The organism is Marinomonas rhizomae (assembly GCF_003315485.1).
GTDB lineage: Bacteria > Pseudomonadota > Gammaproteobacteria > Pseudomonadales > Marinomonadaceae > Marinomonas > Marinomonas rhizomae.
Window position 1 is genome coordinate 1 of the sequence record NZ_QNSE01000022.1, and the last position, 23,076, is coordinate 23,076.

General features: G+C 41.9%; 23 protein-coding genes and 1 rRNA gene. 19 read left to right on the forward strand and 5 right to left on the reverse strand.

Annotated features, from left to right (window positions below; translation table 11 throughout):
• Positions 1-91, forward strand: a 5S ribosomal RNA gene (rrf, locus tag DFP80_RS19770); the annotation flags it as partial.
• A 571-nt stretch (positions 92-662) separates the two neighbouring features.
• On the opposite strand, the gene DFP80_RS19775 is transcribed toward rrf, so the two are convergent.
• On the reverse strand, positions 663-1,601 hold the full coding sequence (locus tag DFP80_RS19775; protein WP_113918513.1) for a LysR substrate-binding domain-containing protein: 939 nt from the start codon (positions 1,599-1,601) through the stop codon (positions 663-665).
• Between the two features lie 107 nt (positions 1,602-1,708).
• Between DFP80_RS19775 and DFP80_RS19780 the strand changes: the two genes are divergently transcribed.
• The gene (locus DFP80_RS19780; RefSeq protein ID WP_113918514.1) at positions 1,709-2,617 is read left to right on the forward strand and encodes a DMT family transporter; all 909 of its coding nucleotides are present in this window, start codon (positions 1,709-1,711) and stop codon (positions 2,615-2,617) included.
• Here the strand turns inward: DFP80_RS19780 and DFP80_RS19785 are convergent.
• The gene (locus tag DFP80_RS19785; RefSeq protein WP_309472372.1) at positions 2,603-3,319 is read right to left on the reverse strand and encodes a TetR/AcrR family transcriptional regulator; all 717 of its coding nucleotides are present in this window, start codon (positions 3,317-3,319) and stop codon (positions 2,603-2,605) included. The two genes, DFP80_RS19780 and DFP80_RS19785, sit on opposite strands and share 15 nt — an antisense overlap.
• Positions 3,320-3,323: 4 nt before the next feature.
• Between DFP80_RS19785 and DFP80_RS19790 the strand changes: the two genes are divergently transcribed.
• Positions 3,324-5,345, forward strand: a complete 2,022-nt coding sequence (locus DFP80_RS19790) for an NADPH-dependent 2,4-dienoyl-CoA reductase (protein ID WP_113918515.1) — start codon at positions 3,324-3,326, stop codon at positions 5,343-5,345.
• 75 nt (positions 5,346-5,420) lie between these two features.
• Here DFP80_RS19790 and DFP80_RS19795 read toward each other — a convergent pair whose 3' ends face one another.
• On the reverse strand, positions 5,421-5,774 hold the full coding sequence (locus tag DFP80_RS19795) for a YkgJ family cysteine cluster protein (RefSeq protein WP_113918516.1): 354 nt from the start codon (positions 5,772-5,774) through the stop codon (positions 5,421-5,423).
• Between the two features lie 186 nt (positions 5,775-5,960).
• On the opposite strand from DFP80_RS19795, the gene DFP80_RS19800 reads away from it, so the two are divergent.
• Both DFP80_RS19800 and DFP80_RS19805 read left to right on the forward strand, forming a co-directional pair.
• The gene (locus tag DFP80_RS19800; protein WP_113918517.1) at positions 5,961-7,415 is read left to right on the forward strand and encodes a phospholipase D-like domain-containing protein; all 1,455 of its coding nucleotides are present in this window, start codon (positions 5,961-5,963) and stop codon (positions 7,413-7,415) included.
• Between the two features lie 27 nt (positions 7,416-7,442).
• On the forward strand, positions 7,443-8,219 hold the full coding sequence (locus tag DFP80_RS19805; protein ID WP_113918518.1) for an endonuclease/exonuclease/phosphatase family protein: 777 nt from the start codon (positions 7,443-7,445) through the stop codon (positions 8,217-8,219).
• Positions 8,220-8,241: 22 nt separating this feature from the next.
• On the opposite strand, the gene DFP80_RS19810 is transcribed toward DFP80_RS19805, so the two are convergent.
• Complete coding sequence (locus DFP80_RS19810) at positions 8,242-9,594, reverse strand: DUF2254 domain-containing protein (RefSeq protein WP_158601390.1); 1,353 nt, start codon at positions 9,592-9,594, stop codon at positions 8,242-8,244.
• A 39-nt stretch (positions 9,595-9,633) separates the two neighbouring features.
• A complete protein-coding gene (locus DFP80_RS19815; protein ID WP_113918520.1) occupies positions 9,634-10,149 on the reverse strand; it encodes a hypothetical protein in 516 nt (171 codons plus the stop codon).
• A 272-nt stretch (positions 10,150-10,421) separates the two neighbouring features.
• Here DFP80_RS19815 and iscR point away from each other — a divergent pair, with 272 nt between their 5' ends.
• The 14 genes from iscR to ispG all read left to right on the forward strand — a co-directional run bounded on the left by iscR (position 10,422) and on the right by ispG (position 23,069).
• Positions 10,422-10,910, forward strand: coding sequence for a Fe-S cluster assembly transcriptional regulator IscR (gene iscR / locus DFP80_RS19820; RefSeq protein WP_113918521.1), 489 nt, complete (start codon positions 10,422-10,424; stop codon positions 10,908-10,910).
• Positions 10,911-10,984: 74 nt separating this feature from the next.
• On the forward strand, positions 10,985-12,421 hold the full coding sequence (sufB, locus tag DFP80_RS19825) for a Fe-S cluster assembly protein SufB (protein ID WP_113918522.1): 1,437 nt from the start codon (positions 10,985-10,987) through the stop codon (positions 12,419-12,421).
• A 13-nt stretch (positions 12,422-12,434) separates the two neighbouring features.
• On the forward strand, positions 12,435-13,220 hold the full coding sequence (sufC, locus tag DFP80_RS19830; protein WP_113918523.1) for a Fe-S cluster assembly ATPase SufC: 786 nt from the start codon (positions 12,435-12,437) through the stop codon (positions 13,218-13,220).
• 3 nt (positions 13,221-13,223) lie between these two features.
• Positions 13,224-14,483, forward strand: coding sequence for a Fe-S cluster assembly protein SufD (sufD, locus tag DFP80_RS19835; protein ID WP_113918524.1), 1,260 nt, complete (start codon positions 13,224-13,226; stop codon positions 14,481-14,483).
• 11 nt (positions 14,484-14,494) lie between these two features.
• On the forward strand, positions 14,495-15,712 hold the full coding sequence (locus DFP80_RS19840; RefSeq protein WP_113918525.1) for an aminotransferase class V-fold PLP-dependent enzyme: 1,218 nt from the start codon (positions 14,495-14,497) through the stop codon (positions 15,710-15,712).
• A 9-nt stretch (positions 15,713-15,721) separates the two neighbouring features.
• Positions 15,722-16,072, forward strand: a complete 351-nt coding sequence (locus DFP80_RS19845) for a HesB/IscA family protein (RefSeq protein ID WP_113918526.1) — start codon at positions 15,722-15,724, stop codon at positions 16,070-16,072.
• Between the two features lie 4 nt (positions 16,073-16,076).
• The gene (gene sufT, locus DFP80_RS19850) at positions 16,077-16,607 is read left to right on the forward strand and encodes a putative Fe-S cluster assembly protein SufT (RefSeq protein WP_113918527.1); all 531 of its coding nucleotides are present in this window, start codon (positions 16,077-16,079) and stop codon (positions 16,605-16,607) included.
• Between the two features lie 116 nt (positions 16,608-16,723).
• Positions 16,724-17,149, forward strand: coding sequence for a SufE family protein (locus DFP80_RS19855; protein WP_113918528.1), 426 nt, complete (start codon positions 16,724-16,726; stop codon positions 17,147-17,149).
• A gap of 51 nt (positions 17,150-17,200) precedes the next feature.
• Positions 17,201-18,355, forward strand: coding sequence for an IscS subfamily cysteine desulfurase (locus DFP80_RS19860; protein WP_113918529.1), 1,155 nt, complete (start codon positions 17,201-17,203; stop codon positions 18,353-18,355).
• 156 nt (positions 18,356-18,511) lie between these two features.
• Positions 18,512-18,919 (forward strand): nucleoside-diphosphate kinase, encoded by a 408-nt coding sequence (gene ndk, locus DFP80_RS19865; RefSeq protein ID WP_024022239.1) that lies wholly within the window; start codon positions 18,512-18,514, stop codon positions 18,917-18,919.
• 146 nt (positions 18,920-19,065) lie between these two features.
• Positions 19,066-20,181, forward strand: coding sequence for a dual-specificity RNA methyltransferase RlmN (gene rlmN / locus DFP80_RS19870; RefSeq protein WP_113918530.1), 1,116 nt, complete (start codon positions 19,066-19,068; stop codon positions 20,179-20,181).
• A 41-nt stretch (positions 20,182-20,222) separates the two neighbouring features.
• Complete coding sequence (locus tag DFP80_RS19875) at positions 20,223-20,948, forward strand: tetratricopeptide repeat protein (RefSeq protein ID WP_113918531.1); 726 nt, start codon at positions 20,223-20,225, stop codon at positions 20,946-20,948.
• Between the two features lies 1 nt (position 20,949).
• Positions 20,950-21,948: a RodZ domain-containing protein gene (locus DFP80_RS19880; RefSeq protein WP_241560329.1), complete on the forward strand. Its 999-nt coding sequence runs from the start codon at positions 20,950-20,952 to the stop codon at positions 21,946-21,948.
• 8 nt (positions 21,949-21,956) lie between these two features.
• Positions 21,957-23,069, forward strand: coding sequence for a flavodoxin-dependent (E)-4-hydroxy-3-methylbut-2-enyl-diphosphate synthase (gene ispG, locus DFP80_RS19885; protein WP_113918533.1), 1,113 nt, complete (start codon positions 21,957-21,959; stop codon positions 23,067-23,069).
• Positions 23,070-23,076 lie beyond the last annotated feature (7 nt).

Sequence of the window (23,076 nt, forward strand, 5' to 3'; positions counted from 1 at the left end):
CCACCTGATCCCATCCCGAACTCAGAAGTGAAAAGCGCCATCGCCGATGGTAGTGTGGGAGATCCCATGTGAGAGTAGGTCGTCGTCAAGCTTTACATTAAGAGAAACCCCATCCTACTGAGTAGGGTGGGGTTTTTTCGTTTAAGAGAAGTAACAACGCTTCCCACGTGTGGGGCTTTTATGAAGGAACGCATGTGAGAATGACGCTGTTATCAAGCTTTACATTAAGAGAAACCCCACATGACAATGTCATGTGGGTTTTTTTCGTTTAAGAGAAGTAACAACGCTTCCCACGTGTGGGGCTCTTTATCAAAGACACGCATGTGAGAGTGACGCTGTTATTAAGCTTTATATCAAGAAGGCTCTGATAGGTTATCCTGTCAGGGCTTTTTTACGTCTGTACTTTTTTCGTTTGTAGACAAAGCGCTTCATTACCAATCATCCCTTTTAGGGAGGTACCGGGTACGGTACCGTCCCATAAAGTGTGTCTTATTCCATTAAAACATGTTCTCTGACCTGTTAATGAAACAGGTGATTTTTAAAAAAATGACTCACTGGATATTGATAAGTTGAACTGTTCATGTCAATTGCTACGAATGTTCGAGAGTTGCCCGTTCGTTTGATAGCGATACGTTGTGACCGTTTAAGGTCAAATGTATTTGTTATATTTTTGCTAAGCTTTTAGCCTCTTCTTTTAACCAGCGTCTTAAGTATCTTATTGCTTCTTCATCCTTCCTGCTTTCTTTGTAAGTAATATAAAAGTTGTCACCAGTCTTGAATGCACTGCAGGGGAGTTTGACTAGTGTGGTTTCATCATGCTTTTCACTCATCATATAGTCATTGACAAGGGCAATTCCTAATGAGTGCTTGGCTGCTTCATAAGCCAGCATGAGGTGGCTGAAACGGTGAAATTGAATGTGCTCTGGGAGTGCGATAGCTACATTCGCAAACCAGCGTTTCCAATCCTCTATGTGGCGATCATAGATGCTATATGAAGTAATAAGTGGGAATTGAGCTAGCAAACTTGGAGTTGAGCTCAATTTATCAGTTAGTTCTTGATAGGTTATTGCTCCTAACTTATTTTTAATGGTCTCTAAATAATTTTGGCTGCAAACAGGAAAAAGTTCTTCTTGATAGAGAGACTCAAATAGAAACCCCCGCTTTTCTTTTTCTGTGGTGATAAAAAAATCAGCCGTCCGATCAGAAAGGTCTGGAGTTCCATGACTCATTTCAATACTCAGTTCTAGGTTTGGATGTAAATGCTTTAATTCTGGAAGCCTTGGTATCAGCCAATAGACAGCAAACGAGCTGTATACAGCCAGCCTGATATGGGTTTTCTGTTGGCCTTTAATATAGTTTGTTGCTTCTTCAATTTGCAGTAATGAGTTGCTGATTGAATCTAAATAATGCCTGCCTTCCTTTGTTAGCTCTAGGTTTCTTCCTTGACGATGGAAGAGACTCTCCCCTAGGTGATTTTCTAAAATTCTTATTTGATGGGAGACTGCGCTTTGGCTGACATTTAGCTCGCTAGCGGCTAGAGAAAAGCTATTTAGTCTAGCGACGGCTTCGAAGACCGGAAGTGATTTTAGAGGAGGGAGCATACTTTATTATCCAAATAACTAATACTTTAGCTAAATATATCATTTTATCTAATGCTATGTACTTATTAAGCTGGTGCGAATAATCCGTGTACTCAAGGGGATAAGTTGTGTCGGGTCGTACAGTAAGTAGCGCTATTTTAATTCTTGTTCTAGGAAGTTTTTTTGCAACCTTGTGTGATGTCTTTATTAAGATGGCAGACGTGGACGTGGCAATTTTTCAGTTTACTTTTTTTCGCGCTGTTTTTATGTGTCTGATCCTTTGTCCGATCGCAGTGGTCAAATACTTAGGCTCCGATAGATCAATGGCAAGGCTGGGTTTAAAGCTGCATTTTATACGGGGCAATATGTGGGTTTTAGCTGCTGTTCTACTGGTCATTTCCTTAGCTGAATTGCCTTTAGCAACGGCCAATGCTGTGTTTTATACTGCTCCTATTTTTATTATGCTTTTTGGTGCTTTTTTCTATAAAGAGCGTTTGAGTGTGGATGTTGTACTTGCCGCTGTATTGGGATTTATTGGTACGCTGGTGATTTTAAGGCCGACTGAAATTACGTTCGCTATGATAAGTGCGATTCTTTTTGCCATTGTTTTGGCTGCAAATAGCTTATTGATTAAGAAAATACCTCAAGAACAAAGCATGCTATATGGTCTGTTTGTGACTCAGCTTTTTGCTTTACCAATGGCCAGTGGATTGGCTATCTGGGAAGGTGAAGTATTTGAAATTGAAATTTTGATTTATGCGGCGTTGTCTTCGATTTGCTCAATCTTATACAGTTTGTCCTGTTTGCTAGGATATCGTTATGTAGCATCGAGTAAGGTTACTAGTGCTGAATACTCAGGGTTGATCTTTGCATTTTTACTGGGTTGGTGGATCTTTGGTGAAACACCCGATTTAGGTGTTTTTGTCGGATCGCTTTTTGTTATTATGCCTTTATTGTATTTAAGCCATAGAGATATTAGGCGATTACGAAAAGAGCAGCTACTGTCGAATACGCGATCCAATTTAGGTGCTGGTTGAGCAAAGGTTTTTAATCATTTGCTCAACCATATCGGATAAGTCTTCCATGTCTAGGTAGATACCATCTATAAACAGTCTGGCTAGTCCGTGAAGGCTAGCCCAAGTAGTTTGTCCTATCCTGAGAGAGGTGTTGTTGTTTGGCAGGATATTTTGCTCTTGCAACTCTTCTACCCAGTCGATCCATGCTTTAAAGGTTTGCTTAGAGGCTGCTTTCAACGAGTCACTAGGGTTGCCTGCTTTCCATAGGGTTCTGCCATACATCAGGTCATAAGTTTCATTATGTTGAAGCGCATACTCTAAATATGCGTGAACGTATTTTTTGAAACCGTCTTCAGCTGTATTTTTTTGTTCTCTTAAGATTTTGAGTATTTTTTCTTGCTCACCAAAGCCTTGTTCCGCCAGTGCGCAAAGTAGCGCGTTTTTATCTTTAAAATGGTGGTAGGGCGCGGTTCTTGAAACACCAACTGTGTCTGCAAGTTTACGCATACTCAGACCTTCTACACCTTGTTCTTTGATGATTAAAGAAGCTGATTCAAGTAATGATTTGGTGAGATCACCGTGGTGATATTGTGTTTTTAATATTGACATGAACAGATTAGACACTTTTATCTTGACACTGTCAAAATGAAAACCTATCTTGACAGTGTCAAAATTGCGTGCGGGCAGCTGCAGTTTAAAAAATAATAAAACAAAGCGAGTCATAATTATGAGCCATTCAATCTATCCGAACTTATTTGAACCGCTAGATCTTGGGTTTACTCAGCTAAAAAATCGTGTGCTGATGGGATCTATGCATTTAGGCTTAGAAGAGATAAAAGGTGGAATCGACAGAATGGCTGTCTTTTATGCTGAACGTGCTCGTGGTGGTGTTGGGCTTATTGTAACTGGGGGGATTGCACCTAACTCTGAAGGTGCGGTTTACGCTGGTGCTGCTAAAATGGCGTCTGAAGAAGATGTTGAAAAACATCGAATTATTACCGATGCTGTGCATGCAGAAGGCGGGAAAATATGTATGCAAATTCTGCATACAGGGCGTTATGCCTATAATCCAAAACTGGTGGCACCATCGGCTTTACAGGCTCCGATTAATCCGTTTAAACCTGAGGCGTTGACTCCAGAAGGTATAGAAAAACAAATATCTGATTTTATCAATTCAGCGACTCTAGCCAAAATGGCGGGTTATGACGGTGTTGAAGTGATGGGGTCAGAAGGTTATTTACTGAATCAATTTATTGCTACTCGTACAAATCAACGTGAGGACGAGTGGGGTGGGGAATATGATCATCGAATCAAGTTGCCGACAGAGATAGTAAAACGAATTAGAGAAGCCGTAGGCCGTGAATTTATCATTATCTATCGATTATCTATGTTGGATCTTGTTGAGGGCGGTAGTGACCTTGAAGAAGTGGTGACACTTGGCCTTGCTATCGAAAAAGCGGGCGCAAGTATCATAAGCACAGGAATTGGTTGGCACGAAGCGAGAGTGCCGACAATTGCCACCAAAGTGCCACGTGCAGCATTTACTTGGGTAACGGCAGAGCTACGTAAATCCTTATCTGTTCCTTTGGTCACTTCTAATCGCATCAATACGCCAGAAGTGGCGGAGCAAGTTCTATCTCGTGGTGATGCGGACATTGTTTCTATGGCGAGACCTTTTCTTGCCGATCCTGAGTTTGTGGTAAAAGCAGAACAAAATCGTGCTGACGAAATCAATACCTGTATTGCTTGTAATCAAGCCTGTTTGGATCATGTGTTTGATCAAAAAATGACGTCTTGCTTGGTTAATCCAAGGGCCTGCCATGAGACGGAAATCATTATTACCCCCGTAGATTCTCCTAAACGTATTGCTGTTGTTGGAGCCGGCCCTGCTGGTTTAGCGTTTGCGACCACAGCAGCAAAGCGTGGACATATTGTTACTTTATATGATGCGAGTAGTGAAATCGGCGGGCAATTTAATATCGCCAAACGCATTCCAGGTAAAGGCGAGTTTTATGAAACCTTGCGCTATTTCGCTCGTCAGGTAGAACTGACAGGCGTTAACCTTCAGCTCAATACTCGAGTTGATGGTGGACTTCTAAAAAAAGAGAAATTTGATGACGTTGTATTGGCAACTGGTATTTTACCAAGAACACCGGAGATTGAAGGGGTAAGGCATCAAAAGGTACTGAGTTACTTGGATGTAATGAGTGGGCAGCCGGTTGGAAAAAGGGTGGCTGTTATTGGTGCGGGTGGTATTGGTTTTGATATCAGTGAGTATTTAATGCATTCGGCTGCTCATAAAGAGCAAAAGATTGAGGACTTCATGTCTCAGTGGGGCGTTGATATGAACTTTTCAGCCCGCGGCGGTGTAGAAGGAATCAAGCCTATGTTTGAAAAGGCAGAACGAGAAATCTTTTTGTTACAACGTAAGAAAAGTAAAGTAGGTGCTAGATTAGGAAAAACAACGGGTTGGATTCATCGTACTGAATTGTTGAAGAAAGGCGCCACCTTTTTGTCTGATTGTGATTATCAGCGTATTGATGATGAAGGGCTGCATTTAACGGTAAATGGTGAAGCCCGCTGTCTTGATGTTGATACGATTGTGGTTTGTGCAGGACAAGAGCCAAATCGATTATTAGAGCGGGATATTGATCAGGCTGTTCACTTCATAGGTGGAGCTGATGTGGCTTCTGAGCTGGATGCTAAGAGGGCAATTAAACAAGGGACCTTGTTGGCTTGTTCATTATAAAAATATAAAAAACACTCAGAGAGTGATGGTAGAAAATATTGATACATCACTCTCGTTATTTAGCTTTAAGGATGGCTATACTAATACTTGTCTGGTTCTAGCAATGTAGTAATGAACTTGATCTTCAATTTCTGAATTGACCATGGTTTCAGGCCCGCAATCATTAGGGCAGGCCATTTTGGGGGTCGTGCCGAAAAGTCGACAAATTAGTGGGCGCTCATCGTAGACCTCACAGCCATTCGGCCCTAAGTGAACGCAATTGAGTTCTTCCAAAGCTGCGTCATGCTCTGCATCCGATTTAACGGGCAAACGTAACATTTCTTCCGAAGATGCGGTTACAGGTCCACAGCAATCATGACAACCCTGTTTGCATTTAAAGGTCGGAATTCTCTCGCGCAGTCGTGCAATTATATCTCGCTCATTGGTCATGTCTTTCTGCCTTTGGGTCGCTTTTATGGCATTGTTACAGGTATTCTGAGTTTATATTTCATCAAAATTCCTTGTAAGCCTTCCGTAAATCACTTTATCTCGTTGCTTAATGGTGTAACTTATCACATATAAAATATGTTGATAAAAATAACCATGATTGATGGCTAATTATTAGAGTTGGGGTTTATGCAGGTATTAGAAGCATTGTTTGAATGGGTTAGCTTTCACTGGGTGACTATCATTGTAGTGCTGCATATTGGTTTGTCTGTCGTGGCATCCTTGCATGTGCTGCTATTCAAAGAGAACGAACGAACCTCTCTTGCTTGGATAGGTCTAGTGATATTTTCGCCTGTATTAGGTAGTTTGTTCTATTGGTTATTTGGTATCAATCGTATTAGGCGTATAGCAAAGAGAGAGCATCCTCAGCAGCTTAAACAGGACTTTCGATATAAGGAAGATTGTATTGACTTCCATGGACTGCCTAAGCGTTGGCACTCTTCTGTCACGGCGGGATACTCTATTCATCCAGTGAATTATGTTGATGATAATAGCGTTGAACTTCTTGTTAATGGTGATAATGCTTATCCAGCAATGATTAAATCTATTCAAGCAGCAAAACATCATATTGTGTTATCGAGCTATATATTTGATTACGACTCATTAGGTCGAAAGTTTGTGACGGCATTGGCGCAGGCACAAGAGCGAGGTGTGGTTGTTCATATATTGTTAGATGGAATAGGGGTGGGCTACAGCTGGCGTAAATCCGATAGAGCGCTAAAGAGGCGAGGAGTGAAAACTGCGCAATTTTTACCAGCGATTTCATTGACGAGTATTCGCTTTATTAACCTAAGAAACCACAGAAAAATACTCTGTGTTGATGGGGAAGAAGCTTATATTGGTGGTATGAATATCAGTAAAAGTAATCTGGTTAACTCTGCAAAGCATCCGATAGATGATGTTCACTTTAAGATAACTGGTCCCGTTATTGATCAGATTAGCCAAGTTTTTATAGAAGACTGGTTTTTTGCAACAAGAGAGTTGATTCAATTTCCTTCCTACTGTCCAAATGCACTGAAGCCAAATAATGATGAAGCTATTGTCGCTAGAGTTATTCAAGATGGCCCAGATGAGCATCATAATAGGATACGTTGGACATTAATTAACGCACTCGTTTGTGCGCAAAAAAGCGTTAAGATCATTACGCCTTATTTTATTCCTGACCAAACATTAATGACGTCTCTTCATGCTGCGGCTTTGCGTGGTGTGTTTGTTGAAATCGTTGTGCCGGAGCATAGTAATATTCTATTTGTAGATTGGGTTATGGAAGCCAATTATCCAAGAATCATAGAGCACGGTATAAAAATATATAAAAATAAGCGACCGTTTGATCACAGTAAAATAGTGCTTATTGATGATGTTTGGTCATTTATAGGCTCCACTAATTGGGACGCCAGAAGTTTAGAGTTCAACTTTGAAATCAATTTAGAATGTTTTAACAAAAACCTTAACTCACAGCTCACAGAATTGTTTGAGTCAAAGAAGCTCAATACTGAGCGAGTAATAGAAGAGGATATGAATAATTTACCTATTTATAAAAAAATCCGTAATAACTTGTTCCGTTTGTTTTCTCCGTACTTGTGATTTTTAGTGCGTTACTGAGGTTACTTTATGATTAAAAGTCGATATAGCGCTGTCGAGTCGTTAAAAGTAATGGGTAGTGCCTCTAAAGAGTGTATGGGGCCAAACATTGAGGTATTGCTGTGGAATGTATTTAAATGCAAAAGGAAGGGATGGCAGAGTGATTTTCTTTCTTTGACGAGAGATAGAGATTTAGTTTTGCTGCAAGAAGCTATTTTAAATTCACCTTTCGATGGCCTTTTTAACCATTCATTGCATCATCAGTGGATTATGGCGAGTAGCTTTAGAGATCTAAAATCCAACATCGAGACAGGTGTTAAAACAGGATCAAGTGTTGTAGCAAGCAAACACTTTTTTTCAGTTTCTGATTATAGTGAGCCGGTTACCAACACTAAAAAAATGGTGTTGGCGACAGAGTATCCTCTAGTAAATTCGACGGCGTCCTTCTTTACTCAGAGGTTGCTTGTTATCAATTCTCACATGATCAACTTTGTTTCTTTCGAGAGGTTTAGGGCACATTTAGATCAGGCTTTTCAAGCTTTAGAGCATCATAATGGACCCATCTTATTCGCCGGTGATTTTAATACTTGGAACAAAAAAAGAATGCAGTATTTTGATACGTTGGCTATGTCATGCTCGTTAAAGGAAGTTCCTATCATGCGTCAACCAAGACTCGGGCACTTATTTCGCCACCTGGATCATGTCTATTGTCGAGGGTTGAGCGTTGTCGACGTACATGTTCACACAGATATTCACTCTTCTGATCATTATCCAATTAGCTTGTCACTCCGCCTCTCGGACGATTAAATTTCTTTATCGTTATTAGCTTTTATGCCTGTTTTAATAGCTTGCCTAAGGTTTGTAGGCGGGTGGATATTTCTTTTTTGTCCAAGTCTATGAACTCTTGTTGCTCTAGCTCGTTTTCGATCATGAGTTTTTGATGATGCACAAAAGACCAATGAGTTGCATGATTTGCTTGTTCTGCAACACGAATCAACCCTTCCAATTGGCGTAATTGTACCGCTAAGCATGTTTGTGAATATTGGCGAATTTGGTTAAAGGCTATGTTCGCTAGATTTTCAAATGATGTTGTCTTGTAAGTGACTTTTTCAGTCCCGCTTTCATCATAAGTAATACCTTCAGGGAAGTTTTTTTGAGTCAAATCACAAACAGCAGCAGTAAGTTTATCGACACAAGCAATTGCTGAGTATGGATCATTTATGCCAGGAGAAAGAGCTCTTAAGGCAATTTCAACCAGTTGATGCACAGCAAACTCTGGGTCTTGTATAGGAGTGCGTTGAGGCCCTAGAGTAAAAGAGCCGCGTAATATTTGCCTGTCCTTTTCTGAAAACTGTTTAATATCGCATGTCATGATAACCATACGGTTGACAATAAAATCTCCGGGGTTGACGGAGATATTTAAATGTCCACCTCGCCTAGTCATTAAATTGGTTAGAGTCGAATAATCAATGGCTTGAATATAGCCACATGAGTGGCTCTTCAATTCGTATTGTGTGTAACTTTTTTTTGCTTCAGTAGGTGTCGAAGGTGGATTTTTTTTGGCTGAGGGATAGTTGTCTTCTTCCTCTTTTTGCTGTTTGAAAATTTGGTTGATGCTGTATTGGAGTTCTTGATAAACATTGTCTATAACACTGTCAGACTGCAAATTTAGAGACACATGGTGAATGAAATAGATGAGCAGAAGAATACCAAATAGTGTCATGGCTATTGCGCCTGCAATAGTAAGACCTGGAAGGAAATCTCCACCGGCAAAGTCATCGGTTGTTCGAACTAGAATTAGGCAGTAAACAAAAAGAGAAATAAAAACGCCGAGCACAACCTGAGTGCTTGAGTCTTCCATGAAGTTGCGAATTAACCTCGGTCCAAACTGCGACGAGGCGTTAGTGAGAGCCACGATGGTAATGGAAAATGTGATACTCACTACCGTCATCACACTGCTCGCGACGGTAGTAAGAAGGTCTCGAGTAACACTGGCATCAGCATGGTATAGAAAACTTAGCCAACTTAACGAGTTTAGATTTGTATGTAGATCAATAAGCAGCAGAGATATACAGCTTAAAGTGGTAAGGGACAGAATTAAACATGGCGTAAACCAGAAGCTGGTTTTAACGGCGTCGTATACTTTCAATACTGTCGTGTTATTAATCGTTGATAACGCCAAAAGAATGCAACCTCGTTGGTTGTTTAGAGTTAGGGACTACTAATTTTTTTCGTTTGGCTCACCAGTTTTGAGTAGTTTGAGTAAATCTTCTCTTTCTAAGCTGCCTTTTAGCGCTAAATCTAACTGATATTGGTATTCATCGTTCCAGTCTGTGGTTCGTGGGCTAAGTGTAGATAGATCTCTCATGGCCGATTTCATCACTTTTAAATAAGCCTGAATGTTTTGTTCTTGATCGACCAGGATGTTTTTCAAGGCGGTCGCGCTGCTATGCCTTAGATAGAGTTTAAGCACATCATTTTGCTCTTCAATGGCTTTTATTTTGGCGTCTTGCTGGGAAAGTGTTTGCTCAACATTTGAAAGTTGAGAGCTTTGTTCTGTTATTTTTTCTGCGAATTGAGAGTCTTCTTCTGACGGTTGAAGGAGAAAGTAAGTGACGCCAGAAGAGGCTCCGACACTAAAAATAAAACATAGAAAAAAAGCGATAATAAGCATAGTTGGCTTTTTTTTAGGGGCTTCTTCCAGAGGAGTTTTATCATCAACAGGCTTTGATGGCATGGTGCTTCCTTTTTGTTCGCTCGTTTAAGGCTTAATAGTGTGCTTGTTTGTATGAAAAGGACAAGACTTTTGTTACTTAGGGTTTTCATAAGTAGTAAGGATGTCTTTTTAAACGCATTCAATAGTTTAGTTTTTTCCTTGGTGCACGTAAAATACGCACGCATTATTAAATGTAGGTAATAACCTACTAAAATAGTCAGGTAAATACTTGATAAAAACAGTAGGTTTTGTGTACTATTTACCTTCACTGAATAATTTTAATTGGATAGCTTATGCGCCTGACAACAAAAGGTCGTTATGCGGTAACCGCCATGCTTGATCTGGCATTGCATTCGGATCAAGGGCCAGTGTCTTTATCTGATATTTCGAGCCGACAAGGGATATCCTTATCTTATCTTGAGCAGCTATTTTCCAAACTTCGTAAAAAGTCACTGGTAAGTAGTGTTAGAGGCCCCGGTGGTGGATACCGTTTGAGTCGTTCGAATAATGATATTTTTGTTGCGCAAATAGTCGACGCTGTTAATGAGTCTGTCGACGCAACAGGTTGTAAAGGGCGAAGTGATTGCCAAAGTGGCAACACTTGCCTTACCCACCATTTGTGGTGTGATTTAAGTGATCAAATACATGATTTTTTAAATCAAATTAGCCTAGATCAACTGGTACGTCGAAATGATGTACGCCAAGTTGCAGAACGGCAAGAATTTGAAAGCCGACAACGTTGTCTTGAGAATGACAAAATTAGCGCGGCCATTGTTGATTAAATAGAGAATAAATTAGTAGAGCTTAATGCACTGATTCACGGTGTGTTAGTGACTATAATTGAGTGAGTTTTTATATGACTGAGCAGATTGATAAGGCGCTGGCACGGGAATACGAAGCGGGTTTTGTCTCTGATGTAGAATCAGAAACATTTGAGCCTGGTTTGAATGAAGATGTTATCCGTCGTATTTCTGGAATGAAAGGCGAACCTGAATGGATGCTCGAATGGCGCTTAAGTGCATTTCGTGAATGGTTAGAAATGGAAGAGCCGGAGTGGGCTTTGGTTGATTATCCAAAGATAGATTTTCAGTCTATTTCTTACTATTCGGCACCAAAAAGCATGAAGGATAAGCCTAAGTCTTTAGATGAAGTTGACCCTGAATTGCTGCGTACCTATGAGAAACTTGGCATTCCTCTGATAGAGCAACAAATGTTGGCAGGCATCGCCGTTGATGCGGTATTTGATTCTGTTTCTGTTGTGACAACATTCCGTGAAAAGCTAGAAGAGGCAGGTGTTATTTTTTGTCCTATTTCGGAAGCTGTTCACAAATATCCAGATCTTGTTAGAAAATACCTTGGCAGTGTTGTCCCTAAGAAAGACAACTATTATGCAGCGTTAAACTGTGCTGTATTTACTGACGGCTCTTTTGTTTATATTCCTAAAGGCACTCGTTGCCCAATGGAATTGTCTACTTACTTCCGTATTAATGAGCAAAATACTGGCCAATTTGAGCGAACTTTAATCGTTGCTGATGAAGGTAGTCATGTCAGTTATCTTGAAGGTTGTACTGCGCCACAACGTGATGAAAATCAATTACACGCTGCTGTTGTAGAATTGGTCGCCATGGATGACGCTGAGATTAAGTACTCAACGGTTCAAAACTGGTATCCAGGTGACGAAAACGGCAAAGGTGGTATTTACAACTTTGTAACCAAACGTGGTGTTTGTCATACCAATGCCAAAATATCTTGGACGCAAGTCGAAACAGGCTCTTCTGTTACTTGGAAGTACCCAAGCTGTATTTTGAAGGGTGATAACAGTGTAGGTGAGTTTTACTCGGTTGCTTTGACCCGTGGTCGTCAGCAAGCTGACACGGGCACTAAAATGATCCACATTGGTAAGAACACCAAATCGACTATTATTTCAAAAGGCATCTCGGCTGGTCGAAGCAATAATAGTTACCGTGGGCTTGTTCGTATGAACCCTGGAGCTGAAGGTGCGCGTAACTTCACCCAATGTGACTCTTTGTTGATCGGAGATCAATGTGGCGCTCATACTTTTCCATATGTAGAGAGCCGTAATCCATCAGCTATTGTGGAGCACGAAGCAACGACCTCTAAAGTTAGCGATGAGCAGATGTTCTTGTGTCGTCAACGAGGTCTTGATCCTGAAAAAGCTGTATCCATGATTGTTAATGGCTTTTGTAAGGAAGTATTTAAAGAATTACCAATGGAATTTGCCGTTGAAGCGGGCAAGTTACTAGAAATAAGCCTTGAAGGCTCAGTAGGTTAAGGAATTATTAAAGATGTCGAACACGAAAAGTTTGTTGACGATAAAAGATCTGCACGCCAGCGTTGAAGAAAAACAAATCATTAAAGGTTTGGATTTAGACGTCAAGCCGGGTGAGGTGCACGCGATTATGGGGCCAAATGGTGCCGGCAAAAGTACCTTAGGTTATGTTCTTTCAGGTCGTGATGGCTACAGCGTTGAAAGCGGTAGCGTGATGCTTGATGAAGAAGATTTGTTAGAAATGGAGACAGAGGACCGTGCTCGTGCCGGTTTGTTTCTGGCGTTCCAATACCCAGTTGAAATTCCAGGCGTAAGTAACTTAGAGTTTTTGAAGGCGTCAGTAGATGCCCAACGTGAAGCACGTGGCGAAGACGCCATTACTTCAGCTGATTTCTTGAAAGAAGCAAAAGCGGCATGTAAACAAGTTAACTTGCCAGTGGCTTTCTTGAAGCGTGGTGTTAACGAAGGCTTCTCTGGTGGCGAGAAAAAGCGTAACGAGCTAATGCAAATGTTGTTGCTTAAGCCAAAGCTTTGCATTTTAGATGAAACCGACTCAGGTTTGGATATCGATGCTTTGCAAGTGGTTGCAGAAGGCGTAAATAGCCAACGCTCTGCTGATCGTAGTTTTATTGTTGTGACTCATTATCAGCGTCTTTTGGATTATATTAAGCCTGATTTTGTGCATGTGTTGTCTGACGGCAAAATCGTCAAAAGTGGCGATGCTTCTCTTGCACTTGAGCTAGAAGCTCAAGGTTACGCTTGGTTGCAGAAAGAGCCAGTTGAAGACGAACTTGAGGGGTAATGCATGAGTGAATGGTTAGAAAGTGCCATTGCTCGGGCGCAAGGTATCAATGATTGGCTTGCTCCAAAGCGAGCTCACGCACTTGAACTTTTAGCGAATACCAAATGGCCTACACGCAAGACGGAAGCATGGCGATATACGCCACTTCGTCCAATAGAGCGCACGCAAGCGAAAGTAATAAGCGAAAAAGTCGCTTTGACACCGGTTTCTATTGCTGATTTATCCGCTATTGAATTGGTTTTTGTTAACGGTCAATTTGATTCAGCTCAGTTACCGGAAACCTTGCCTGAGGGGTTGTCCATTTCTTTGGGTGGGGATTTAGATGCTGCTGAACAGGCTGAGGCGTTAAGTGGGTTTTCGGCGATTAAACCTGAGCGACATATTTTTGGCTTGGTGAACGATGCGTTAGCACAAGATGTGGTGGTGGTATCTGTTGCTGAAGGTGTTGAGGTTACTTTGCCGATTCGTATTAGCTCTTTATTGAGTCAAGGCGCGGAATCTCATACGCGTGTCCAAGTCGCTTTAGCTACCGGCTCTAAATTAACGGTTATTGAAGATCTCCAGGCGCAAGGTGAGAGTTTAAATACCGCGTTTGTTGAATACAATATAGCGGCCAATGCACGTTTAGAGCATTATCGTTTTGCTCTTCAAACAGGTAGCAATGTGGCTGTCGGCGGTAGTCACTTCAATTTGCATGACCATGCGAAAATGAACAGCACAATCGTTGGTTTTGGTAGTGAGTTGTCTCGTTTGGACACGGACATTATTCATGCGGGCGAGTTTGCTGACGCTAAGTTAAATGCAATGTACTTGTTGGATGGCAAGGAGTTGTTTGATCTTCATGCGACCGTTGAGCACGCTATGCCAAATGGTAAAACGGAAGAGAATGTTCGTTGTATTGTCGCAGATCGTTCTCGCGCTGTATTTAATGGCCGTATTCATATACATCGTGATGCGCAGAAAACCTTAGCAGAATTGAATAATCGCAACTTGTTGTTGTCCGATAAAGCTGAGATTAACACTAAGCCTGAGTTAGAAATTTACGCAGATGACGTGAAGTGTGCTCATGGTGCAACGGTGGCTCAGATTGATAAGCAGGCTTTGTATTACTTACAGACTCGCGGTGTAAGCCGTTCGAAGGCGCAAGTAATGCTTAACTTTGGTTTTATTAATGAGCTGATTGATTTAATGCCAAATGCGGCGTTAGCGGAGTGGATTCGTCCGATTATTCGCGAGCGTTTTGCGCAAATGGAAGTGAAGTAAGCGAGACAACGATGAGTTTTGATGTAGCAGCTATTCGTGAGCAATTTCCTATTTTAAAACGCGAAATTGATGGTAAGCCACTTATTTATCTTGATAATGCGGCGACGACGCAGAAGCCGCAATGCGTGATTGATGCCTTGGTGAATTACTATACGACATGTAATTCTAATGTGCATCGTGGTGCCCATCGTCTTGCGGACGAAGCTACGCGTCGTTTTGAAGGCGCACGCGACATCGTAAAAGACTTTATTAATGCGCCGAAACGCGAAGAGGTCATTTGGACTACGGGTACTACAGAAGCGATTAATATTGTCGCCAATGGTTTGGGATCTTTGTTGTCACCGGGTGATGAAGTCATTGCAAGTGGAATGGATCACCATGCCAATCTTGTGACATGGCAGCAAGCCTGCAAAGCATCTGGTGCGACTCTAAGAATCATTCCTGTGACGGATGCTGGCGAGTTAGATCAAACGACTTACGATGCTTTGTTAAATGAGCATACTAAGTTTGTTGCTTTTCCGCATGTTTCTAATGCATTGGGTACCGTGAACCCAATTAAAGAAATGACAGCGAAAGCTAAGCAGTTTGATGCTTTAGTCTTAGTGGATGGCGCTCAAGGTGCCACTCATGGTTATGTTGATGTGCAGGATATAGGTTGTGACTTTTATGCCTTTTCAGGTCATAAAGTTTATGGGCCGATGGGTGTTGGTGTGCTTTGGGGTAAAGAATCAGTATTGTCGACGTGGCCTGTTTGGCGCACCGGCGGCGAGATGATTTCTACCGTGACTTTGCAAGACGCTACATGGAATGTATTGCCTTATCGCTTTGAAGCGGGTACGCCAAATGTGGGTGATGCCATTGCTATGGGTGAGGCGATTCGTTGGTTTAGTGCCCTGGACCAAGATGCTGTAGCGACTCATGAGAAAGCGCTACTGGATCGAGCAACTGAGCTTGCCGAGCAATTTGAAGGCTTAACCATTATTGGCACTGCCAAAGAAAAGATTGGTGTGCTGAGCTTTGTAATGGATCAGGGGCATCCAGCGGATATCGGTTTTTTGCTAGACCGACAAGGTATTGCGGTTCGTACAGGAGATCATTGTGCGCAGCCTTTGATGGCACGCTTTAATGTACCTGGTACGGCGAGAGCATCGTTCGCGATTTATAATACATTAGAAGAAGTTGACGCTTTGTTTGTTGCACTGAAAAAAGTGCGAACAATGCTGGCTTAGGAGGTTTCAATGACAGTAACAACGTTTGATCCTGTCTCTAGCGTGTCTTTAACCGCTTCTGCACAGAAATATTTTGCCTCTAAACTGGCTAAAGAGCCAAGCAAATTGATTCGATTAAGTACTAAAGAAAGTGGTTGTACTGGATTTTCTTATGTATTGGATATCGTTGATGCGGCATTGGAAAAAGATACTGTTTTAGAGTTTGGTAATGTTGTTCTTGCGGTAGACTCGCAATCCGTTTCCATGCTTCAAGGAACAGAGATTGACTTGGTGCGTGAAGGCGTTAACGAAGTTGTGAAGTTTAAAAACCCGAACGTTGTAGCTGAGTGCGGCTGTGGCGAAAGCTTTAGTGTGAGTTAACTTCATGCAAAAAATGGTAGTAACACAGCGTGCTTGTCCTGCAAGGCGAGTTCCAAGCGGTGAGCCGGTTAGTATTCCTGACGGTCAATTTATTACGATCAATCAAAGTCTTGGCGGCAATTATACGGTTACTTGGCAAGGCAACATGTTGCGTATAGATGGAACGGATGCTGAGGCCATTGGTCAACAACCTGAGGTTTTAGATTTTGAAGATCTCGGTACAGGTAACATTAGTGAAGAGCAGGTTTGGCAAGCGCTAGATACCATTTACGATCCTGAGATTCCTATTAGTCTAGTGTCGTTAGGTTTGGTGTATAAAGTGACGTTAGATCAAGATTCAAAATCTGTTTTGATCGACATGACGTTAACTGCACCAGGCTGCGGAATGGGGCCGGTATTAGTGGGTGATGTAAAGTATCGAGTGGCTAAAGTGCCAAATGTTGAGTTGGTGAAAGTGGATTTAGTGTTTGATCCACCTTGGTCGCGAGAAATGATGAGTGAAGAGGCGCAACTAGAAGCTGGGCTTTTCTTCTAAGGTCTTTTTTTGATCGCTTCGGTCATTGTTTAAAATCTTATACAATAAGAAACGGCCTTGGTGCTTAGCCAACGCCGTTTTTGTTTTAATAGGCTTAGTGCAAAAAGAGGGTAGTCATGGCTTTACCTAGTACGGAAGATATCGTAGATGATCTGTCGTTTTTTGACGATTGGGAAGATAAGTACAAGTACATCATTGATTTGGGTAAATCGTTGCCAGCATTTGATGATGCTTGGCGTACATCTGAGCGTTTGGTGAAGGGCTGTCAGAGTAGTGTTTGGATTCAGCCTGGTAGTGAGCAGGATGCAACAAAAGGTGAAGTGTTAACGTTTGCGGTAGACAGTGATGCTATTATTGTTCGTGGTTTGCTAGGGTTGGTGTTGGCAGCATTGGATCATAAAACACCGCAAGAAATTTTAAACTTCGATATTACAGCGTATTTTGAAGAGCTGGATCTTGAAAGGCATTTAAGCCCTACTAGAGGCAATGGTTTACGGTCCATTGTTGGTCGTATTAAAGGCATCGCACAGGTTGCTGCTTAACTTTTTAATTGTAAAAAAAATCGTCGTTTGATTTTTATTGGAGAGCGTTAAATGAACACCCCTGTTTATCTGGATAATTCAGCCACCACGCCAGTCGACCCGAGAGTGGCCGAAAAAATGATGGCATGTTTAACGCAGGACGGCAATTTTGGAAATCCAGCTTCGCGTTCACATCTTTTTGGTTGGCGAGCAGAAGAAGCGGTAGAAGAAGCTAGATTGCAGGTGGCTAACTTAATTAAAGCGGACTCTCGTGAGATCGTTTGGACATCTGGTGCGACGGAAGCCAATAATTTGGCCCTGAAAGGCGTAGCTCATGCTTATCGTCAAAAAGGTCGTCATATCATTACGTCGATGATTGAGCATAAAGCCGTTTTAGATCCTTGTAAGCAGCTTGAAAAAGAAGGCTTTGAAGTGACCTATTTACGGCCTGATGTGCATGGTTTAATTTCACCAAGTCAAGTTGAAGAAGCGCTTCGCGAAGACACTATTTTAGTCTCCCTAATGCATGGTAATAATGAACTTGGAGTGCTGACTAATATTGCGGAAATTGGTGAGTTAACGCGATCTCGTGGTGTTTTTTTTCATGTGGATGCCGCACAGACGACCGGTAAAGTGGATATTGATATCAATGCAATGAAAGTGGATTTAATGTCACTAACAGCGCACAAAACGTATGGTCCAAAAGGGATTGGGGCTCTGTTTGTACGTCGTTCTCCGAAAGTGAAATTAGAGGCTCAGATCCACGGTGGCGGCCATGAGCGCGGTATGCGTTCGGGTACTTTGGCAACGCATCAAATCGTCGGCATGGGTGAAGCATTTCGTTTAGCAGGTGAAGAGATGGAGCAGGATTGTGCTCGTATTAAAACCTTGCGCGAACGTTTGTGGTCGTCTTTGGCTGAGTTATCTGGTGTGCATCTTAATGGCGACTCTGATAATCGTGTTGCTGGCGTGTTAAATGTTGGTTTCTCTGGTGTTGATGGGGAGGTGTTGTTGATGTCTTTGAGCGATATCGCGGTATCTTCTGGTTCGGCTTGTACTTCAGCAAGCTTGGAGCCGTCTTATGTTTTACGTACGATTGGTTTGGCTGATGATCTGGCGCACAGCTCCTTACGTCTTTCTGTAGGGCGTTTCACGACTGAGGAAGAGGTGGACTTTGCTGCTGAGACGATTAAAAATGCAGTGAGCCGCCTTAGATCTGTGGCTTAAGCGTAAGAATTAGTACTTTTATAGCAGTTTGAATAAATAATGTTCATTTGATCGTACAATTTTAATGAATTGGTGCGTATAATACGCGCGCTGAACTTTTATGTCCCGGGCCATGCAAAAGGCATCGCCCCTTTAAATTTAATTTGGAGTTATACCATGGCGTTAGAACGCACTCTATCTATCATCAAGCCAGATGCTGTTGCTAAAAACGTAATCGGCGAAATCTACACTCGTTTTGAGCGTGCTGGTTTTAAAATCGTTGAAGCTAAAATGATTCAACTAGACGACGAATTGGCTGGTGGTTTCTACGCTGAGCACAAAGAGCGTCCTTTCTACAAAGATTTGGTTGCTTTCATGACTTCTGGTCCTGTTGTTGTTTCTGTTCTTGAAGGTGAAGGCGCTGTTCTTCGTCACCGTGAACTGATGGGTGCAACTAACCCTAAAGAAGCGACTGCTGGTACTTTGCGTGCAGATTACGCAACATCTATCGATGCAAACGCTGTACACGGTTCTGATTCGGTTGAATCTGCAACTCGTGAAATTGCTTACTTCTTCGGTAAGTAATTGACAGCTAGGACCTTTATGTCCGATCTGTTTTGTAAAAGCGGGCGTTAGCCCGCTTTTTTTACAGAGGCTTCTGAAAAGACTTTTCTTTTCAGAGGCTTTTTTCGTTTACACTTAATGCTAACTACAGCAAGCGACATTGAATTATGACTGACATCAAAAAAGTAAACCTGTTGGGTTTATCTCCTGACAAACTGATTGAGTTCTTTGAATCCATTGGCGAAAAGAAATTTCGCGCAACACAAGTGATCAAATGGATCCATCAAAAGGGGGCGGAAAGCTTCGAGGAGATGACGGATGTTAGTAAGGCGCTGCGTGCAAAATTAGAACAAATTTGTGAGATTCGAGGGCCTGAGGTCGTGTCGCAAAATATATCTTCTGATGGTACACGCAAATGGATTATTCGTACTGAAGGTGGCAAAAACGATTGTGTTGAAACCGTCTTGATTCCTGATGGTGATCGAGCAACGTTATGTGTTTCTTCACAGGTTGGCTGCTCTTTGGATTGCAGCTTTTGTTCAACCGGTAAACAAGGCTTTAACCGTAATTTAACCCCAGCTGAAATTATTGGACAGGTTTGGATTGCGATTAAATCGTTTGGCCCTATGGATCCGAACGGCCCTCGTCGTGTCACCAACGTTGTCATGATGGGGATGGGTGAGCCTTTGATGAATTTCGAGCCCGTTGTTGATGCCATGATTCTTATGATGCACGACCATGCGTACGGCTTGTCTAAGCGCCGTGTCACCTTGAGCACTTCAGGTGTTGTGCCTAAAATTTATGAGTTGGTAAAACGTACGGATGTGTCTTTGGCTATTTCATTGCATGCGCCAAATGATGCGCTACGTAATGAGCTTGTACCAATTAATAAAAAATACCCGATTGCTGAGTTAATTGAATCTTGCCAGCACTACTTGGCAAATTTGCCAGATAAGCGTCATATTACGATTGAATATACCTTGATGTTTGGTGTGAATGATAATGAAGAACAAGCCTATGAACTGGCTGAGCTTCTTAAGGTGCTTGAGTGTAAAATCAATTTGATTCCCTTTAACCCGTTCCCTCATTCTGGTTATGAGAAGCCGTCTAATAATCGTACTCGTCGCTTTCAGAGGATTTTGGCAGACGCTGGTTATACTGTGACAGTTCGAACCACACGAGGAGATGATATTGATGCTGCTTGTGGGCAGTTGGTTGGTGATTTTCACGATAAAACTCGTCGCAGTCAAAAATACATTGAGTTGCGTGAAGTGAATAGTTAAGCTTTTTAATTCGCTATTTTGTATATGACAAGGATGTCAGTATGCGTTTATGGTTATTACCATTTTTATTATGTTGTTTACTTTGTTCTTCTTGCGCTTACCAAATGGTTTCTCCAACCCCACCTCCTATTTCAGAGTCTAAAAAATTGTCTATTGCCCAAACTCATCTTCTGCTAGGGCAGTGGGGGTTGGCGAAAAAGAAATTAGATCTGGTTGATGATGCTTATCAAGGTCGTGATTATTGGCGATTACTTAGTTTGTATTGGCTGAGTGTTGAGGATTATAGCGAAGCGCTTGTGATACATGAAAAAGCTCTACTGAAGTTTCCTTATGATGGCTTTATATGGAATAACTATGGGGTACTTTTGGGGCTTAGGAATCGCTGGGATGAGGCTTGTAACGCTTTCAAGAAAGCGGATGGAAATGGCTTGGTAAAGCGCCAATCAGCGCAAATTAATCTTTCTAGATGCGCTATACGTCAGAATCAAGTAAATTTAGCCGAAATCTACCTAAAACAGGCAAAAGAAATTGCGGATTTGCCCTTGATTGGTTTGATGACAGAGCTCAATCTTGTTTTAATACGGGGTAGTAATGACAAAGCTCGCTTAATTTTTAATAATATCCAGGCTGATAAAGAAATTGCCCGAGATTCGGTGCATTTTGATGAGTACAACTGTCTGTCGCGGCATTTAATTGCACGCGAGACTGACCCTACACTGTATTCATTTGCGAGTAATTTTACATGCCTGAATGGCTCAAGGTATTGACATGACAACTGAACTTCAAACGGATGTTTCTGTAAGTAACACAAATATGGACACCATTAATATTGGTAATCGATTAAAGGCCAAAAGATTAGAGCTAGAGTTTGATGAAAGGTATGTTGCTACTGAGCTAAAAATCCCAATTGATCAGGTGCGAGCACTTGAAGCCAATAATTTTAAGTACTTCCGATCTGTTACCTTTGCTCGTGGTTTCTTAAAAAGTTATTGCCGACTTTTACAGATAGATCCTTCTGAAATACTGCGTGCTTTTGATAGCGAGCGAGAGGGCGTTGAATTAACGATCAAGCCTGTCGATAAAGTAAACAAACAAACAAACTTTGGCGACCCCATTGTTATATTCATCTCTGTGGTCATTGTTGCGGTTTTAGTTTTTTTGGTTTTTTGGTGGCCTTCTCAGACGAGCCAGCCCCTTGCAGCTAACGATGTTAAGAACGAAGTGAGTGAGACGGTACCTGCTTCAGAGACAGCTTCTGATGAATCTCTAACGGACACCTCAAGTGAGCCCGCCGCGGCCGTTGCTAACGTGTCCGATTTAAACTCTAACGTGGAGGAGGCTGTTGATACAAATTCAGATACCACGGATAGTCATTCTAAAGTGTCAACCGATAATGATGTTGTGACTGGCCTATCAGCCGAAACAATGGCCATTTTGGAAGAGGCTGGTGTCAAGCCTGAAGATGTTGTGAGAGCGACTGCTGAGGTTCCAGCTGAACTTGCGACTGCACCTAAATTGCCTTCTTATACCAATGAAATTGAAATGACATTTGATGCAGATTGTTGGGCTGAAATTCGTGATTCCTCCGGTAAAATCTTGTTTTCTGGTGTGAAGTCTGCGAATAGTCAATTGTCGTTAACTGGTAAAGCCCCTTATCGCGTCGTATTAGGTTACGCGAAAGGTGTATCATCTTTGAAATACAAAGGTGAAGAATTCGATTTTTCTTCTTTTACACGTAAAGATTTGGCTCGATTTGAGCTCAAGTAGAGACTCTTATGCATTTTGAATCACCTATTAAACGCCGCCATTCTCGTCAAATCATGGTCGGGGATGTGCCGGTTGGCGGTGGTGCGCCAATTAGTGTTCAGAGTATGACGAACACAGAAACTTGTGATATTGATGCAACAGTGGCTCAGATTCGAGCTATTGCTGAAGCTGGTGCCGATATTGTTCGTGTTTCAATTCCATCTATGGATGCGGCTGAAGCGTTCAAGAAAATACGTGAGGAAGTTTCTATACCATTAGTTGCTGATATTCATTTCGATTACAAAATTGCTTTGAAAGTGGCTGAATACGGTGTGGATTGTCTACGAATTAATCCGGGGAATATTGGTAACAAAGACCGTGTTCGTGCTGTTGTAGACTGCGCCCGTGATAAAAACATACCTATTCGTATTGGTGTTAATGCAGGATCTTTAGAAAAAGATTTGCAAAAAAAGTATGGTGAGCCGACGCCTGACGCGTTGGTGGAGTCTGCTTTCCGTCAAATTCAATATTTTGATGAGTTGGATTTTCATGAGTACAAGTTGAGCCTTAAGGCGTCTGATATTTTTATGACGGTTGAGGCCTATCGAAAAATTGCCAGTCAAATAGATAACCCTCTGCATTTAGGCATAACTGAAGCGGGTGGTTTGCGCTCTGGTACTGTGAAATCTTCTATCGGGCTTGGTTTGCTTTTGATGGATGGTATTGGTGATACGCTTCGCGTTTCATTAGCCGCCGATCCAGTGCAGGAAGTTAAAGTCGGTTGGGATATGTTGCGTAGCTTAAAATTGCGCAATCGTGGGATTAATTTTATTGCCTGCCCAAGCTGCTCACGTCAGAACTTTGATGTCATTAAAACGATGAACCAGTTAGAAGAGCGTCTTGATGATATTACCATTCCAATGGATGTTGCTGTTATAGGTTGCGTGGTGAATGGGCCTGGTGAAGCAAAAGAAGCGGACATTGGTCTTGCTGGCGGTTCGCCGAATAACTTGATTTACCAAGATGGCAAGCCGAACAGTAAAACTAAAAATGATGCGCTTGTAGATGACTTAGAAAAAATGATTCGTAAAAAGGCTCTCCTTAAAGAGCAAGAATTGGCCAATATCATTGTAAAAAATTAAGGATCCA

What these genes read in the sequence shown, in the direction of transcription:
- sufD (WP_113918524.1), top strand. Translation starts at nt 13,224, where the DNA reads ATGAGTGAATGGTTAGAAAGTGCCATTGCTCGGGCGCAAGGTATCAAT.
- DFP80_RS19875 (WP_113918531.1), top strand. Translation starts at nt 20,223, where the DNA reads ATGCGTTTATGGTTATTACCATTTTTATTATGTTGTTTACTTTGTTCT.
- ispG (WP_113918533.1), top strand. Translation starts at nt 21,957, where the DNA reads ATGCATTTTGAATCACCTATTAAACGCCGCCATTCTCGTCAAATCATG.
- DFP80_RS19845 (WP_113918526.1), top strand. Translation starts at nt 15,722, where the DNA reads ATGACAGTAACAACGTTTGATCCTGTCTCTAGCGTGTCTTTAACCGCT.
- DFP80_RS19795 (WP_113918516.1), bottom strand. Translation starts at nt 5,774, where the DNA reads ATGACCAATGAGCGAGATATAATTGCACGACTGCGCGAGAGAATTCCG.
- sufT (WP_113918527.1), top strand. Translation starts at nt 16,077, where the DNA reads ATGCAAAAAATGGTAGTAACACAGCGTGCTTGTCCTGCAAGGCGAGTT.
- DFP80_RS19790 (WP_113918515.1), top strand. Translation starts at nt 3,324, where the DNA reads ATGAGCCATTCAATCTATCCGAACTTATTTGAACCGCTAGATCTTGGG.
- iscR (WP_113918521.1), top strand. Translation starts at nt 10,422, where the DNA reads ATGCGCCTGACAACAAAAGGTCGTTATGCGGTAACCGCCATGCTTGAT.
- DFP80_RS19880 (WP_241560329.1), top strand. Translation starts at nt 20,950, where the DNA reads ATGACAACTGAACTTCAAACGGATGTTTCTGTAAGTAACACAAATATG.
- sufC (WP_113918523.1), top strand. Translation starts at nt 12,435, where the DNA reads ATGTCGAACACGAAAAGTTTGTTGACGATAAAAGATCTGCACGCCAGC.
- ndk (WP_024022239.1), top strand. Translation starts at nt 18,512, where the DNA reads ATGGCGTTAGAACGCACTCTATCTATCATCAAGCCAGATGCTGTTGCT.
- DFP80_RS19855 (WP_113918528.1), top strand. Translation starts at nt 16,724, where the DNA reads ATGGCTTTACCTAGTACGGAAGATATCGTAGATGATCTGTCGTTTTTT.
- DFP80_RS19815 (WP_113918520.1), bottom strand. Translation starts at nt 10,149, where the DNA reads ATGCCATCAAAGCCTGTTGATGATAAAACTCCTCTGGAAGAAGCCCCT.
- sufB (WP_113918522.1), top strand. Translation starts at nt 10,985, where the DNA reads ATGACTGAGCAGATTGATAAGGCGCTGGCACGGGAATACGAAGCGGGT.
- DFP80_RS19860 (WP_113918529.1), top strand. Translation starts at nt 17,201, where the DNA reads ATGAACACCCCTGTTTATCTGGATAATTCAGCCACCACGCCAGTCGAC.
- rlmN (WP_113918530.1), top strand. Translation starts at nt 19,066, where the DNA reads ATGACTGACATCAAAAAAGTAAACCTGTTGGGTTTATCTCCTGACAAA.
- DFP80_RS19785 (WP_309472372.1), bottom strand. Translation starts at nt 3,319, where the DNA reads ATGACTCGCTTTGTTTTATTATTTTTTAAACTGCAGCTGCCCGCACGC.
- DFP80_RS19800 (WP_113918517.1), top strand. Translation starts at nt 5,961, where the DNA reads ATGCAGGTATTAGAAGCATTGTTTGAATGGGTTAGCTTTCACTGGGTG.
- DFP80_RS19775 (WP_113918513.1), bottom strand. Translation starts at nt 1,601, where the DNA reads ATGCTCCCTCCTCTAAAATCACTTCCGGTCTTCGAAGCCGTCGCTAGA.
- DFP80_RS19805 (WP_113918518.1), top strand. Translation starts at nt 7,443, where the DNA reads ATGATTAAAAGTCGATATAGCGCTGTCGAGTCGTTAAAAGTAATGGGT.
- DFP80_RS19840 (WP_113918525.1), top strand. Translation starts at nt 14,495, where the DNA reads ATGAGTTTTGATGTAGCAGCTATTCGTGAGCAATTTCCTATTTTAAAA.